Annotated in this window: 14 protein-coding genes; all 14 read right to left on the bottom strand. The window is 47.1% G+C overall.

The window, feature by feature from the left end; translation table 11 throughout:
- Nucleotides 1–124 precede the first annotated feature (124 nt).
- Nucleotides 125–874 carry a regulatory protein RecX gene (locus tag QD47_RS03480; RefSeq protein WP_044644933.1) on the bottom strand — a complete coding sequence of 250 codons (750 nt, stop codon included), beginning with the start codon at nucleotides 872–874 and terminating at the stop codon, nucleotides 125–127.
- 195 nt (nucleotides 875–1,069) lie between these two features.
- Entirely contained in the window at nucleotides 1,070–2,131 is a 1,062-nt protein-coding gene (gene recA, locus QD47_RS03485; protein ID WP_044644816.1) for a recombinase RecA, read from the bottom strand.
- A gap of 247 nt (nucleotides 2,132–2,378) precedes the next feature.
- Nucleotides 2,379–3,647 carry a competence/damage-inducible protein A gene (locus QD47_RS03490; RefSeq protein ID WP_044644817.1) on the bottom strand — a complete coding sequence of 423 codons (1,269 nt, stop codon included), beginning with the start codon at nucleotides 3,645–3,647 and terminating at the stop codon, nucleotides 2,379–2,381.
- A gap of 95 nt (nucleotides 3,648–3,742) precedes the next feature.
- Entirely contained in the window at nucleotides 3,743–4,330 is a 588-nt protein-coding gene (gene pgsA, locus QD47_RS03495; protein ID WP_044644818.1) for a CDP-diacylglycerol--glycerol-3-phosphate 3-phosphatidyltransferase, read from the bottom strand.
- A 208-nt stretch (nucleotides 4,331–4,538) separates the two neighbouring features.
- Entirely contained in the window at nucleotides 4,539–5,030 is a 492-nt protein-coding gene (locus QD47_RS03500) for a YajQ family cyclic di-GMP-binding protein (RefSeq protein ID WP_044644819.1), read from the bottom strand.
- Nucleotides 5,031–5,173: 143 nt separating this feature from the next.
- A complete protein-coding gene (locus QD47_RS32400) occupies nucleotides 5,174–5,338 on the bottom strand; it encodes a hypothetical protein (protein WP_162833917.1) in 165 nt (54 codons plus the stop codon).
- 84 nt (nucleotides 5,339–5,422) lie between these two features.
- A complete protein-coding gene (locus tag QD47_RS03505; RefSeq protein ID WP_044644820.1) occupies nucleotides 5,423–6,544 on the bottom strand; it encodes a helix-turn-helix domain-containing protein in 1,122 nt (373 codons plus the stop codon).
- A 30-nt stretch (nucleotides 6,545–6,574) separates the two neighbouring features.
- Nucleotides 6,575–7,348, bottom strand: coding sequence for a DUF3388 domain-containing protein (locus QD47_RS03510; protein ID WP_235332175.1), 774 nt, complete (start codon nucleotides 7,346–7,348; stop codon nucleotides 6,575–6,577).
- Between the two features lie 239 nt (nucleotides 7,349–7,587).
- Nucleotides 7,588–7,842 (bottom strand): DUF3243 domain-containing protein, encoded by a 255-nt coding sequence (locus tag QD47_RS03515; protein ID WP_014281144.1) that lies wholly within the window; start codon nucleotides 7,840–7,842, stop codon nucleotides 7,588–7,590.
- A gap of 105 nt (nucleotides 7,843–7,947) precedes the next feature.
- Nucleotides 7,948–8,736 (bottom strand): elongation factor P 5-aminopentanone reductase, encoded by a 789-nt coding sequence (gene ymfI / locus QD47_RS03520; RefSeq protein WP_044644821.1) that lies wholly within the window; start codon nucleotides 8,734–8,736, stop codon nucleotides 7,948–7,950.
- A complete protein-coding gene (yfmH, locus tag QD47_RS03525; RefSeq protein ID WP_044644822.1) occupies nucleotides 8,736–10,016 on the bottom strand; it encodes an EF-P 5-aminopentanol modification-associated protein YfmH in 1,281 nt (426 codons plus the stop codon). Before yfmH ends, ymfI begins: the two co-directional genes overlap by 1 nt.
- 3 nt (nucleotides 10,017–10,019) lie before the next feature.
- A complete protein-coding gene (gene yfmF / locus QD47_RS03530; RefSeq protein WP_044644823.1) occupies nucleotides 10,020–11,300 on the bottom strand; it encodes an EF-P 5-aminopentanol modification-associated protein YfmF in 1,281 nt (426 codons plus the stop codon).
- A 157-nt stretch (nucleotides 11,301–11,457) separates the two neighbouring features.
- Entirely contained in the window at nucleotides 11,458–12,303 is an 846-nt protein-coding gene (gene sleB / locus QD47_RS03535) for a spore cortex-lytic enzyme (RefSeq protein WP_044644824.1), read from the bottom strand.
- Between the two features lie 226 nt (nucleotides 12,304–12,529).
- Nucleotides 12,530–15,211 carry an FtsK/SpoIIIE family DNA translocase gene (locus tag QD47_RS03540; RefSeq protein ID WP_044644825.1) on the bottom strand — a complete coding sequence of 894 codons (2,682 nt, stop codon included), beginning with the start codon at nucleotides 15,209–15,211 and terminating at the stop codon, nucleotides 12,530–12,532.
- Nucleotides 15,212–15,221 lie beyond the last annotated feature (10 nt).

The following is a 15,221-nucleotide window of genomic DNA, read 5'->3' on the forward strand; positions in this document are numbered from 1 at the left end:
TTATTTGACAAATGGCATTGTCAAGGGAATGCAAACTTTAGTAGATTACCATGTGGCTTTCCATGTGATAACCAGCTTATCCTGTTCGCTTATGCCAGCTAATGGATGCCCGGCTGTTTAACAGCTATTCATCCCACAGCGATAATTCCTCGTCATCGGAAGCCCCGTCTTGCTCGGCCATCGTGAGATGATTGACTACGCGGCGTGTCATATCCCCCGAATATCCGCGTCTCATGAGAAAGGGGTACGTTTTCCGTTTCTTCTCCATTATATCTCCACTCACCTGATTCCATTTCCTGCGTCCGACTATCAAAGCGCTCTCCCATTCCTCCTGATCGCTGACCTCACCTAAAGCTTCCCCGATAGAGGCTTTAGAGATGCCCTTTTGACGCAGTTCCTGCCTTACCCACATCTTCCCCTTCCGCTGGCTCGTTATGCGCTGCCTTGCCCACTGACGGGCGTATAGATCGTCATCCACAAGTTGCTCCCGCTCCAGACGGTTCAACACTTCATCAATAACAGCTTGACCCATTTCCTTTTGCGTCAAACGCTGCTCAATCTCCTGACGTGTACGTGGCTTTCGCCCCAAATAACGAAGCGCGTGCACGTATGCCTGTTGCTTTTCGTCCGCCAGAACGATTTCTTCCAGTTCCTTTTTGACGAAAGTCGTTCCTTTGAACATATTGTACTTGATCATTACATCTTCCAGTACGGACAATGAATACAGGCCAAAATGAATCGTGTATCTTCCGCGTTTCCTACCCTGCCCCTGTTCCACCCTCGTAACCATCAGTTCCTCATGATCAGGAAAAAGGGAGATTCCTTGCTGCTCATTTTCCTTCGAAGTGTGTTCACCTTCATCTTCCAATTGCAATGTGCTTCCCTCACTTTGATATTCACGAAAGCAAGCTGAGAACGCCCGCCACGCAAAAGTAAAATGTAGCTGACACGCAGGCCACATTCGATGCAAAAATACCCTGCACAACTGTGCAGGGCATCAGAATTATGCTATTCAAACGGCTGTGCCATAACCCCTGGCTCCAGTTCACAAACCAGGATTTACCAAGCTTTATTCAAGCTCCAGCAATTCCTGTTCTTCCTTGGCTCGCTGTGCCAACTCTTCTTCTGTCGGCGGAGCTACCGTCGTAATCAAATTGCTGGCCACCCGAATTTTTTGTTCGATCGTACTAGCAATGTTCGGATTTTCCTTCAAAAATTGCTTCGCATTTTCACGTCCCTGACCTAGTCGTTCACCTTCATAGGAATACCAGGCTCCGCTCTTATCGACAATGTCATACTCCGTACCAATGTCGATCAAACTGCCTTCCTTGGAGATGCCTTCGCCGTACATAATGTCCACTTCCGCCTGACGGAAAGGAGGTGCGACTTTGTTCTTCACCACTTTAATACGTGTGCGGTTACCTACAACGTCATTACCGCTTTTCAAGCTTTCAATGCGGCGGACATCCAAACGAACTGTAGAATAAAATTTCAGAGCACGTCCACCTGGTGTCGTTTCAGGGTTACCGAACATAACACCTATTTTTTCACGTAATTGGTTAATAAAGATAGCAATGGTATTCGACTTGTTAATAGCACCGGACAGCTTACGCAATGCCTGCGACATTAAACGGGCTTGAAGACCAACATGGGAATCTCCCATTTCACCTTCAATCTCCGCTTTTGGCACAAGTGCCGCTACAGAGTCAACAACAACAATGTCTACCGCTCCACTACGTACAAGCGCTTCGGCAATCTCAAGTGCTTGCTCTCCTGTATCTGGCTGCGATAGCAACAACTCATCAATATTGACACCCAGCTTGCTGGCATACGACGGATCAAGCGCATGCTCGGCGTCGATAAAAGCGGCTTGTCCGCCTGTTTTTTGTACCTCTGCTATAGCGTGAAGAGCTACTGTTGTTTTACCAGACGATTCTGGTCCATATACTTCAATAATTCGGCCTCTCGGGAAGCCACCCGTTCCTAACGCAATATCCAAAGCAATCGAACCACTGGGAATCGTTTCCACTTGCATGTGGGTGGACTCACCCAACTTCATAATGGAACCTTTACCGAATTGCTTTTCTATTTGACGGAGCGCCATATCCAGCGCAGCACGACGATCTGACAATAAACTCACATCCTTCGTTGTTTGTACTTTAATAATACCTTGTTTTGACACGCTTGCCAAGCATTTTTTCGAACATACATTCGTTTTTTTTGTTTAGGCAGTTCTCTTCTATACTTCCATCTGTCTCTTAAATCAAAAAAGAACCGCAGGCAAAAAGGCTTTTGCAACGGTTCTTCCGATAGTATGATTATATCATTAATCGTTTATCTAAAACAACTCTATGAAAACTCGCGTCGGATGTAGATCATTAAGAGAGCCTCTCATTTTCCACCAGTCTGCGCCATAATCTGTACAGGATTGCTTTAACAGACCGCAGGCGAATCGTTTCACGATTCCCGCTCAGCTTCAGCTCGTATACCTCAGTCTCCTTATCACGCTCAGCAATACCGATATAAACCAGACCAACCGGCTTCCGCTCAGAATATCCGGGTCCAGCTACACCTGTAACCGAGAGTCCGAAATCACTGTCCGTGACCATTCTTGCCTGCTCCGCAAGTACAAGGGCTACTTCCTCGCTTACTGCGCCGGGCGCATTGTCCCCCTCCAAATAATCATGAGGCACGTTGAGCAACTTCTTCTTCATTTCATTGGAATAACACACGATACCGCCCTGAAACATAACTGAGCTGCCCGGAACGGAAGTGATGTGCTCCATCAGCATTCCACCTGTGCAGCTTTCTGCCGCGCTAACAGTCAGTCCGCGATTGGACATCAAATCCACAATAACCTTCTCCAGCGTGACGTCCTCGCTCGCATACATGTATTCCGAAAGACGCTGCTGAATTTCTGCTTCCGTAACCCCCAGCTTGACCAGTGCCTCGCTCTCGCTGATCGCCTTGGTGGATATACGGATTGTGACCTCTCCCTCCTTGGCATAAGGAGCAATGGTCGGGTCTGTCTGTGATTTGATCAGATCCAATAAGCGGGTTTCGAGAGCTGACTCACCGATTCCTGCAAACTTTAGCATTTTCGAATAAATCGGCAATTCCTCACCACTCAGTGCTTGCTGGAGCAACCAAGGTTTCGCCTGATTCTCAAACATCGGTTTGAGTTCCTTCGGCGGTCCAGGCAAAACCACATAATATTTACCATCCTGTGCAATCGCATCGCCCACAGCCAGACCTGTCTCATTTTCAAGAGGGGTAGCCCCTTCAATGGAAAGCGCCTGACGCCGATTATTTTCGGTCATTTCCACCCCGCGATTACGGAAAAACTGTTCCAGCTTATCCATAGCGAGACGGTCTATATGCAATTTACGCCCCAGCACAGCGGCGATTGCATCTTTCGTCAAATCATCCTGAGTCGGTCCCAGACCACCGGAGAACAAAATAATATCCGCACGCTTCTGAGCCAGACCCACCGCTTCCTGAAGTCGATCCATGTTATCGCCAACAACCGTCTGAAAATATACATCAATCCCAATCGTAGCCAACTCTTGTGACAAATATTGGGCATTTGTGTTCACAATTTGTCCGAGCAATAATTCTGTTCCTACTGCGATGATTTCAGCTTTCATCGTTTCTGCCTCCTGTAGAGCGAATGTTGTGGGAATTATACAAAGAAACAGCAATAAGCAAACTCCCTATCGCTGTTCCCATGAAACGTATCCTGTTAAACCTTGGAGGAGCGGAGTAAATGACTGTTCTTTACAAAATAGTCAATGCCCGAGTAAATGGTAATTAACGCAGCCGCCCATATCGTTATTAAATCAAACGGAATACCCAGAAAAACAAACGGGAAGTTATTAATGAGTAACGCTACAATGGCAACGATCTGGATGATGGTCTTTAATTTGCCCCAGTTGCTTGCAGCCACCACAGAGCCATCCAATAAAGCAATCTGACGCAGACCGGTAACCGCAAACTCACGGCTAACAATGACAACAACAATCCACGAATCAATTTTGCCCATTTCCACCAAAGAAACCAAAATAGCAGTTACCAGAAGCTTATCCGCAAGAGGGTCCAGTAATTTCCCCAAGTTGGTGACCATGTTATTTTTACGGGCCAAGTATCCGTCAAGGCCATCCGTGCTGGCGGCTATGAGGAAAATGATAGCCGCAATCAACTGATTATACGGCAGCTCAAAAGCTCCGATCTCAATCGGCGGCGGATAGAAATCAAAATCCACCAGCAAGGCCAGCATCATCACCGGGATGAGGCAAATCCGCGTTATTGTAATTCTGTTGGGTAAATTCACAACACACTCTCCCCTAATTATCGTACTTGATTAAAAATGGCAGTTTTCGGATTGAATTCAATCCTATGTAAATCGTTTTGACTACCGCTATACACCTGATCATCTGCATTTTCGTTACAAGTATAATATGGTGCAAAACGCATGTCAAAATAACCTGCCGCGCATCAAGCATCATTTTTTCTTACAATCTGCATGAGGGAAAACGGCTTTATTTCATATTCGTAAATTGAAGTTCCAATGGTAGATCGGCTTTGCGCAATAACTGAATGACTGCTTGTAAATCATCCTTGTTTTTTCCGGTCACGCGGACCTGATCACCTTGAATCTGACTTTTCACTTTCAGCTTGGAGTCCCGGATAAGAATGTTAATTTTTTTGGCATTATCCTGATCAATTCCCTGCTTGAGAGCAAGACGCTGGCGTACTGAACCCAAAGACGCTGGTTCAAGCTTCCCGTACTCCACGTTTTTAAGGGATAAACCGCGCTTGGCCATTTTGGATTGCAAAATATCAATTACTGCGTTGAGCTTGTATTCGTCCTCCGATGCAATTGTAAGAGCTTCCTTTTCAAGCTTAAGGCTGCTTTTGCTCCCCTTAAAATCAAATCGTGTTTCAATTTCACGCTCCGTCTGATGAACCGCATTGGTCAATTCCTGCATATCCATTTTGGAGACGATATCAAATGAATTTTCTGAAGCCATCGTTTCACTTTCCTTTCCACAACAAAGTTCAATAACTAATTATAGGCTAGTCATTTACAAAAATCCAATAATCCGCTCACTAAAAAGGCGCTCTTGCCATTTAATGACAAAAACGCCTTTATTTCATTCCACGGTCAACATATCTAACTGTGGCTGCGGGTCGGATTCCGGAACATATCCAGGAGTCCCAGCACAATGTGAGCAAGACCAAAGCCCAGTATGCCATAGCCCCATGCACTTGGGGTCAGATAATAGCCAAGCAGACTGACAATTATACCAAGCCCTGTCACAATCCAGCTGACGGTCATAATGTATACACCTCACTTTGCGGAAAATGAAATGACTGGCTTCCCATGAATTACAGTCATTAGTATTTCCGCGCAATAGAGGGTTTATTCACCGCCAGTAGTCGAAGAATCTGTACCGCTCTGTGTTGAATCCGTACTGCCTGTAGTCGAATCCGTAGTAGTACCACTCACCCCGGCACTCGTTCCGGTCGAAGAAGCTTCTCCTTGCTGTATCAAAACACGAGTCGTCGATTTATTATCAGTTATCGGTTGACCTGCTACGGAAATATCCGTGGCAGAAGAACGTCCTGATTTGATATACAAGCCTTCCGGACCGATGTCAAAGGATAAGGCATCTCCACTTTTGGTCATGCCATAACTCAGCTTTTCACCACGTGAGTTTTGTCCCTTGTACACCTCAAGCCAGCTTTCTCCCGTTGCCTTAATATCGACCTTGACTGTAGCTCCCGTTGCACTGGAAACTTTGAAAATCGTCGTTTTACCTTGCTTGCCATCCTGAGCCACGGTTACACCTTGTTGCGGCGTAGTGGTATTCGGCTGCTGGCTACTGTCAGGAGTGGTCATATCCGTTCCTGTACCTGTTCCTCCCGGTGGTTGGGTTTGCCCCGTTTGTCCCGTATCAGGAGTGGTTTGTCCGCCGCCACCATTGGGAGCTGCCGTCTGACCGTTATTCGGCGTTGTCGTCTGCCCGCTTCCTTGAGGAGGGGTTGTCGTCGTATTTTGCGGTGGTGTCGTAGTTCCCTCCTTGGTGCTGTTAGGAATGGACGTACTCGGTGTCGTAATCGGCGTTGTATTCTCGGCTGTTTTTGGAGCCGTATGATTGTTACTCACCCAATATGCATAAATAACCCCAACAATGAGAACCAGAAAAAGCCACATTAAAGCTGTCGGCAACCATTTGAGATTTCCAATCGTAGCCGGACGGCTGGAGCGTTTCTGTGTCACAGGCTCCATGACAGCTTCCGGCTCTGGTTCAGGTACATTGCTTTTGTGTCCTTCCAGAATCTCGTCGGGGTTTAAACCGACCGTTTCAGCGTAAGTTTTAATAAAAGCTCTGACATAAAAGCTTCCCGGCAGCACTTTGTAATCGCCCGTCTCAATGGCTTCCAGATAACGTTTGCGTATCTTCGTCATTTCCTGAACATCGTCAAGGCTCAATCCTTTTTGCAGCCGGGCCTCCTTTAATTGCTGACCCAGTTCTGACATGTCATCATCTCCTTGTATAATTACGCTTATTTAAAGATCTTCTGTATAACTGGCTGTAAAGGTATCATAAATAATTTCCTCAGCCGGATTATTGCGAAGTTCAATAATGAAATTGAAATCGTCGAAGCTGTATCCCGATTCACGTACAAAAACGTCAGGATGCTCAATAACCTTCGTACTCGGCATGCTCATTATTTCCTGAAGCAGGTGATAATGTCTTTCATTTGACCGAATTGTACTCACAATGCCGTCAATAATAAATACATTGTTAGGGTTCATTTCCTCTTCGGAGAGCTGACTGCGCACCGTCTGCCGTAATAACGTTGAAGACACAAAAGTCCAGCGCTTCATGGCGCATACGCTGCTGGCAATGATGGATTCGGTTTTTCCCACACGAGGCATTCCGCGAAGTCCAATCACCTGATTTCCATCCCTCTTTAATACTTCACCCAAAAAATCGACCAGTAACCCAAGCTCGTCGCGTGTAAAGCGGAATGTTTTGCGGTCGTCCGAGTCCCGATCAATGTAACGTCCGTGCCTTACTGCCAATATATCGACCAGCCTTGGAGCGCGTAAGGCCGTAACTGTAATATTGCTGGCCTTTTTTAAAGTATCTCCGAGAATGCGTATCTTCTCGTCATCGTCCGTTTCCAGCAGCATCCCCCGTCTTTCGCCTTCAACACCGTTGATCGTCAGTATATTAACCCCCAGAATACCAAGCATGGAAGCAATGTCTCCCAGCAATCCGGGACGATTTTTATGTATCTTGTACTCCATGTACCACTGTTTCAATTCTTCCGTCACATTAGCACCTCATTCACATTCAAAACCGTCAACATTTCCAAATCAAAGCCTTATTGTATCATAAAATAACACCATTCGACAAAACCAATTATTGAGACCACAAAGGCTTCTTGTATTCAACACAATTGCATAAGCCTCGATCACGTTTATGATATATAAATTACAAAGGAATTACAAGAACAGCTCTGTAACCATTACAGAAAAGCCCCCAAAAGGGAGCTTTTCATGTTGGTTCCTGCTTATGCGTTGCTTTTGGCTAATTTGACCATCAGCCGGGCGATAGTGTGACGCTCGTCCTCATCGGCAACTCCCCACAGTTCTTTCAGTGCGCGGTTGGAGTGGTTGGCCGGATCGACCTTCTCATCCAGAAAATCACCGATTTCATAAGCAAGCTCTGAAATGGTATCCTGGCTGATTCCCAGCTTCTCCGCCTGTTCCACACGCTGACCAAGGAACTTCTTCCAGGTATCGAAATTCTGAACAACTGTTGACATACTTAAATCCTCCTTAGATGATTCAGATTTAAAATCAACAGTTATAATATGTTCTTCTCAGGTGCTCTCTATACTGGTGGTTTCCTCCAAACGCTGTACTTCTCATCAAGTCACCCATCCTCCGTTAGGACTAATGACCTGCCCGTTAATATAACCGGATTCAGGAAGCGCCAGAAAATAAACCAGTGATGAAATTTCATCAGGCCGAGCCAATCGACCGGCAGGAATTTCTTCTTCGAGACTGGAAATTTCCCCTTCGTCCAGATGATCCAGCATAGACGTATCCACTGCACCCGGAGCTACCGCATTTACCGTTACTCCAGAAGGTGCAACTTCTTGAGCCAGTGCTTTAGTGAATGCGTTGATCCCGCCTTTGGTGGTGGAATACAGCACCTCGCACGAAGCGCCGCATATTCCCCATACAGAAGACACATTCACGATACGGCCATAGCGTTGGGAAATCATATGCGGCATAAAAACCTGCGTACACAGAAAGGTTCCCTTCACATTGACCGCCATCACTTCATCCCATTCCTCTTCCGACACATCCGTCAGCAATCCGTAATGAGATAATCCAGCGTTATTCACAAGAATATCTGGCTTCATTCCGTGATTCTCCAGCTTTTCCCGCATGCGTTCAATCTGCTCCTTGCTCCGCAGGTCCGCTGACACGGTCATCACCTTGCCTGAATAAGCCATACAACGGCGGGCAACTTCATTCGCTTTTTCATGGGACTTCATGTAGTGAATGACCACATTCATCCCAACAGCCGCAAAACGCTCCGCAATAGCCGCTCCAATCCCGCCGCTTGCTCCTGTGATCAGCACAGTCGTATCGCCAATGGCTTTTAATTCCCCATCCTTGGTGGTTATCGTTTCCCTCTCCCTGGGCATTACGGACTCACCACCAGCGATATGGCCATCTGATCCCACTGAATATGATCCTTCAGACGACAGTTAACATCCTCAAGTGTAATACTTTCATAGACCGGAAGCAATTGGAAAAAATCGCTGTCCCGGAAGCGGTGTCTCGTAAACTCATGCGCTATATTTTCGGGCGAATTGAGCATACGTAGGTAACCGCCGATTTTCTTTTTACGTGCCCGTTCAAAATGTTCTGCCGTGAAGCCCTGTTTTTGAATGGAGCTCACCTCTTCACGTATCCGCGCCAACAGCCCATCCGGGTCCTTTGTATCTCCACCGATAGCAGAGAACGCATACTGCGGTGTACTGTTGTACTCATGACCGAAGCTATCTGAAATGAGGTCCTCATCGTAGAGCTTTTGATACAGCTGCGTACTGGAGCCAAACAAAAGATCAAGCATCAACTTGGTTTCCAGATCATGACGAAGCAGTTCCCCACCCGTGAGACCTACCTTGGCTTCCTTGAATCCGAACAACAGCTTAGGGAGAGAAACCGCCAGCTTTACCTCACGACGCTTCTCTGCCACAGTAGCAGGCTCTTTGTCAAAAATTCGCTCAATCTCTCCTTGCGGCTTGTAATCCTTTTTCGCCTGATTGTTACGCACCAGTTCTATTACTTCCGCCGGGTCCACTCCGCCTACCACAAAAAGAATCATATTGCTCGGGTGGTAAAAAGCCTCATAACAGCTATACAGCGTTTCTTTCGTAATCGTGCTGATGGATTGAACGGTACCCGCAATATCAATATGCACCGGATGGACCTTGTATAGCGCTTCGATCAGGCCAAAGTAACTCCGCCAGTCCGGATTATCCTCATACATATTGATTTCCTGACCGATAATGCCTTTTTCCTTCTCCACATTTTCATCTGTAAAGTAAGGGTGCTGTACAAAATTGACCAATGTGGTCAAATTCTCCTGAATATGCTCGGTTGCGGAAAATAAATATACCGTTTGATCAAAGCTCGTAAATGCATTGGCCGATGCCCCATTGGAGGAAAAAGTAGCGAAAATATCACCTTGAGGCTCTTCAAACATTTTATGCTCCAAAAAATGGGCGATGCCATCCGGAACCTTAACCGGCTGCTGACCTTCCACACGAAAATGATTATCGACTGAGCCGTATTTGGTCGAAAATGTAGCGTATGTCTTCTGAAAGCCCGGTTTGGGCAACACATAAACGTGTAATCCGTTATCCATCACTTCATAGTACAGCGTTTCCTGCAAATGCTCATAAGGTATGTGCTCCACCCGCTATTCCCCCTTCTGGTCTCTCAAGAAATAAATGGTGTCCAGTCGGAACGTCCGGGCGGCATCCTGAACATCCTTCACCTTGACAGCCTCCACCTGGCTCAGCAGCTCATCTACCGTCCGCTCTTTGCCGGAAATCTGTCTGTTAAAATCGTAAGCGATCATTTCAAAAGCGGAATCCTGCATTTCCTTCAATAAATTGCGGATCATCGCCTGTGTCTGGGTCATTTCCAGCTCGGTAATCGCCCCATTTTTCGTATCTTCCAGTTGCTTGCGGATAATGGTAACCGCTTTTTCATAATTGGGTATTTCGATACCGGATTGAATCGTCCCTATGCCCTTGTGCCCGTCATACCGTGATGAGGCGTAATACGCCAAACTTTCCTTCTCCCGCACGTTGACGAACAGCTTGGAGTGAGGATAACCGCCTAAAATCCCATTGTACATCAGGGCGGAGGCATATCGATCGTCTCCATACGTAATTTGAGTACGCAATCCCATGTTCAGCTTCCCCTGATTTACATCAAGACGCTCCACCACCGTTTGTACATCACGCTCCACCGATTTTGGTTGTTCAGGAGCATAGCCCTTTACTTCCGAACGGTTCAGTTGGAAATAGCGGTCTACGAACTTCTCCACTTCCTCCAGCGTCGTATCTCCAACCACATACAAATCCATGCTGGCGTTGTTCAGCCATTCTCCATAAGCCTGATACAAGCCTTGCGTATCTATACTATCCAGATCAGACCGCTGACCGAGCGGGTGCAGACGATAAGGCTCATTTTTGCACATTTCCTCCATGCAGCGCTCTCCAGCATAACGAATTTTATCATTGACTATAGATTCCAGCTTCTTGCGTACGTTTTCCCGTTCCTGCTGGACGTATCCGGTCTGAAATGCTCCATTCTCCAATGCAGGCTTCGTCAACACCTCTCCGAGAAAAGCAAATGAACGATCCAGCAAGCTGTCCGAGCTGTTTACAAAGCTGTCATTAATCGTATCCATTCGAAATTGCACGATTTGATAATCTCCGCGTTTATATACATCAAATCCAAAGCCCGCGCCATACAATTGCTCTAATTGTTCTCTGAATTGTGTAGTCTGCGGATATGATTCTGTACCCCGTCGTAGTACGAATGGTGTCAGTCCCACTCGGGTTACCGTTTCCTCACGTAGTGGAGTACCTACATACAATGATATGGCAAACGTCTTGAAGCGTTTGGTTGGCAGTACATGAATCCTTAATTGTCTGCGCGTCCCACGCTCGAAACCTGTTTTGTTCAAGTCCAAAACTCCTTTGTGACGTCAATTTCGTCTAGCCTTTTTAGCATGAGCCGCTGTGAATCATTATCCTGTAAAGAGGTAAAGCGTGCCAATCTTTATTCTAACGATGCAAAAGCCAAGAAGCAACCGGAGACAAGCTCCCGGCTGCTTCGGCGGTTTACATGCAGAAAATATGCTGACCAATCGTCTTTACCTGCGGGCGGCTCCAAATCCATTTGGAGGTGGCTGTTTTTGGATTAAAATAATAGAGGCAGCCTCCGCTTGGGTCCCAGCCGTTCAGTGCCTGGCGAACTGCCTTTGTTGCAGTTTCATTTGGCGTGAGCCAGATTTGACCATCAGCTACAGCTGTAAAGGCCCCCGGTTGAAAAATCACTCCAGACGGTGTGTTTGGAAAGCTGGGGGATTTGACCCGGTTCAAAATAACTGCCGCCACGGCTACCTGTCCTTCAAACGGCTCGCCACGGGATTCACCGTAGACTGCGTTAGCCATAATTTTGAGATCGTTGTCAGACAGCCCCATCGTGTTAGCCGATCCCATCGTTTCATCTTTTTGATCCGGTTTATTATTGTCTGCTGTCTGTCCCTGAGCGGAACCCTGATTTTTACGATGTAAAGGAGTTTCTGTCGGTTTCCAATTAGGAGTTGCATTCACCAGCTTTAATTTTGTTTTTGCACCGACCACTCCATCAGGGGTCATGCCAAACTCTTTTTGAAAGCCCTTGACAGCCTTCAATGTACTGCTGCCAAAATGACTGTCCACTTCCGCCCCGAAAAAGCCCAACAGCTTCAAACGGGATTGCAGTTCATATACATCCTGACCATAGGAGCCATAATTAACCGCCTCTGTGCTAAATGTCGCTTGAGAAGGCTGTGTTGCTTGTAATTCCTGCTGTGTGCTCAGCGGCTCTGCATGCTGCGCAGAGACGTTCGCAATAAGTCCTGTGTACGTGATAGCCGAGGCTGCGAGAATACCCGTGCAAATCCAGACCATTGTCTTTTTCATATGCTGCGCTCTACCTTTCTTTTGTGGGATTAACAGGATGGCTACGTTTATTATGACAAGCTCTGCTTAAAGCTATTCACCCTTTTAATCTTCTTTCATTCGGCTACTCCTGTTCCTGAAAAAAAAGCAAAAAAAATCGCTGTCTGTACGCATAGTGTTGTCGAATTTAAACAAACACCACACTTACAAACAGCGATTTGGATGCGATTTCTGGTAAAGCCTATGGTCAGGAACTGACTTTGTTTTGCTGATATTGCTCCATTGAAATAAGCACCTCACGGGGCTTGCTTCCCTCGTAAGGGCCGATGACGCCACGAGCCTCCATAGAGTCAATCAACCGGGCCGCACGTGTATAGCCGATCCTCATTCGGCGCTGAAGCAGAGATACAGATGCTTGCTTGGCCTCCAAAATGATGTTGACAGCCTGATCGTACAGCTCATCCAGCATTTCATTGGCATCAGCCGATACTTCCTCTACCTCCGGTACAAGCGTTTCATCATATTGTGCTTCACCCTGCTCACGCACATAGTTAACGATGTTCTCCACTTCCTGATCGCTCATGAACGCTCCTTGAACACGAACCGGCTTGGAAGCGCCCATCGGCATGAACAGCATATCCCCACGCCCAAGCAGCTTCTCAGCCCCACCCATATCCAGTATTGTACGGGAATCCACCTGCGAGGACACACCAAAGGCAATACGCGAAGGAATATTGGCTTTGATAACCCCGGTAATTACGTCAACCGACGGTCTCTGCGTTGCAATGATAAGATGAATCCCTGCGGCACGCGCCATTTGGGCCAATCGTGCAATCGCATCCTCCACATCCCCCGCAGCTACCATCATCAGATCCGCCAACTCGTCCACAATAACGACGATGTAAGGCAGGAACGCAGCAGGATTGTCTTTCATCAAATTATTATAGCCTTCTATGTTACGGGTTCCTGATTTGGAAAATAATTCGTAACGTTTTTCCATTTCTACTACAATTTTTTTCAAAGCGAGTGAAGCGCGCTTCGGATCGGTAACGACCGGTGCCAACAAATGCGGAATACCGTTGTACACGTTCAACTCCACCATTTTGGGATCGACCATGAGAAATTTAACCTCATCTGGCTTCGCCTTGTACAAAATACTCGTAATAATACCGTTAATACACACTGATTTACCTGAACCGGTTGCTCCGGCTACAAGCAAATGGGGCATTTTGGACAAATTACCAACAATAGTCTGACCTGCAATATCACGTCCGAACGCAATGGACAAATTGGATACAGACTCCTGGAAAATGGTCGTCTCCATAACCTCACGCATCGTTACAATAGAAACCTCGTTGTTCGGAACCTCAATACCGATAGCCGATTTGCCTGGAATTGGAGCCTCCATACGAATATCCTTCGCAGCGAGCGCAAGCGCAATGTCATCCGTCAGGCTTACAATACGGCTGACCTTCACACCAATATCCGGCTGAATTTCATAACGCGTCACCGCAGGTCCACGGACAACCTCCAGTACCTTTGCCCGTACGCCAAAGCTTTCCAATGTGGCCTCCAGCTTGCGTGCCGTTTGCATGTAATCCTTTTGCCCAAGGCCTTTACCCACGTTTTGTGGCTTGGCAAGCAAACGGAACGACGGGAGCTTGTACGGTTTGGGTGGCGGTGGAGCAGGAATGGCCGCAGTTGTGCCTGCGGTCTCTTCGCCTGACGTCCCCGTTGCATTCGCTTGGGCCTGTCCATCTGCACTGCCCGGTGTATTATGGCCTGTTGTTGCCATACCGTCCGTATCTGTGTTCACAGCGGCATCCATAAAGTTGTCATCCAGCGACTCATCATAAGCTAAATCCGTCTGCACTGACCCAGCCAAGGATGCCTCTGATTCATCCTCAGGTCTTCTTTCCTCATGCTTCACCTGCTCGAAGAAATCCCGAATGATCGGTGACCTTTTTACCGGAACAGAAGCTTCCTCCTCTATGTGTTCAGCAGTATCAGACAATTCTTCTGCTTGCTTGGCGTTTCTCCACAAGGGCTGTGCTTCCTCACCATCATAAGCAGGCTCTTGATCATCCTCATCAGCATGAACGGAACGATCATCCTTGTTCTCTCCAGCCGATTTTTTCAGGCCAAACAGCTGGAAGAAAATCGGCTGCTTACGCGCCGAAGGCTGCATTTCATCAAGATCATCATCCATATCTTCCTCATAAGCAGGAATCGACTCGGACTTGATTTTTTTATTCCCGGTACCTCTGCCAGATGCCGAAAGTGGAGTGGCTTTACCAATCCATTTTTTCCGAACGCTTCCCCCTGCCGCCAGCATCTTCGTCTGAACAATTCGCACCAGATCCACATAAGACAGCTGGGTCAGCAGCATAAAACAAATCACAAACATTACAATCATAATCAGCTTGGCACCCGTAAGACCAAACAGCCACAACAGCACAGTAAGCTGCAATGCGCCGATGTATCCCCCGCTAATATCCTTGTTCAGCATTGAGGTATGGCCTTCCTTGTCAGGCGACAGCAACTGCTCACGCATATCTATATGTATCTGGCTCATCACCCCGCCTGGTTGAAGTGCATTAATCGGCCCCAAACGCTGCTCCATAGATGAAATAGAGCTCATAAGCGTAAAGGCAAATACCAGCAGCAATAGCCCCGTTTTACGTGAGTTCCACTGGTTTGGCCATTTGCGGTGAATCATCACCATCAGACCGTAATAAATGCCGATCAGGGGTATGACAAAATAAAATTTCCCCAGTACCAGCCCAAACATCTTGGAAAGCGACCGACCGACTGCCGCTTCACCCGACAGCGCAATGACCGCCAATGTAATCAGCACAATGCCGTAAATTTCGAATTTTAGAACTCCGCCAAACGCGGCTTTCTTTTTCCTTTTCCTTCTTCTGGACATTCAAGGTCAC

It is taken from the genome of Paenibacillus terrae, assembly GCF_000943545.1.
In the GTDB taxonomy this organism is placed as follows: Bacteria; Bacillota; Bacilli; order Paenibacillales; family Paenibacillaceae; genus Paenibacillus; species Paenibacillus terrae_A.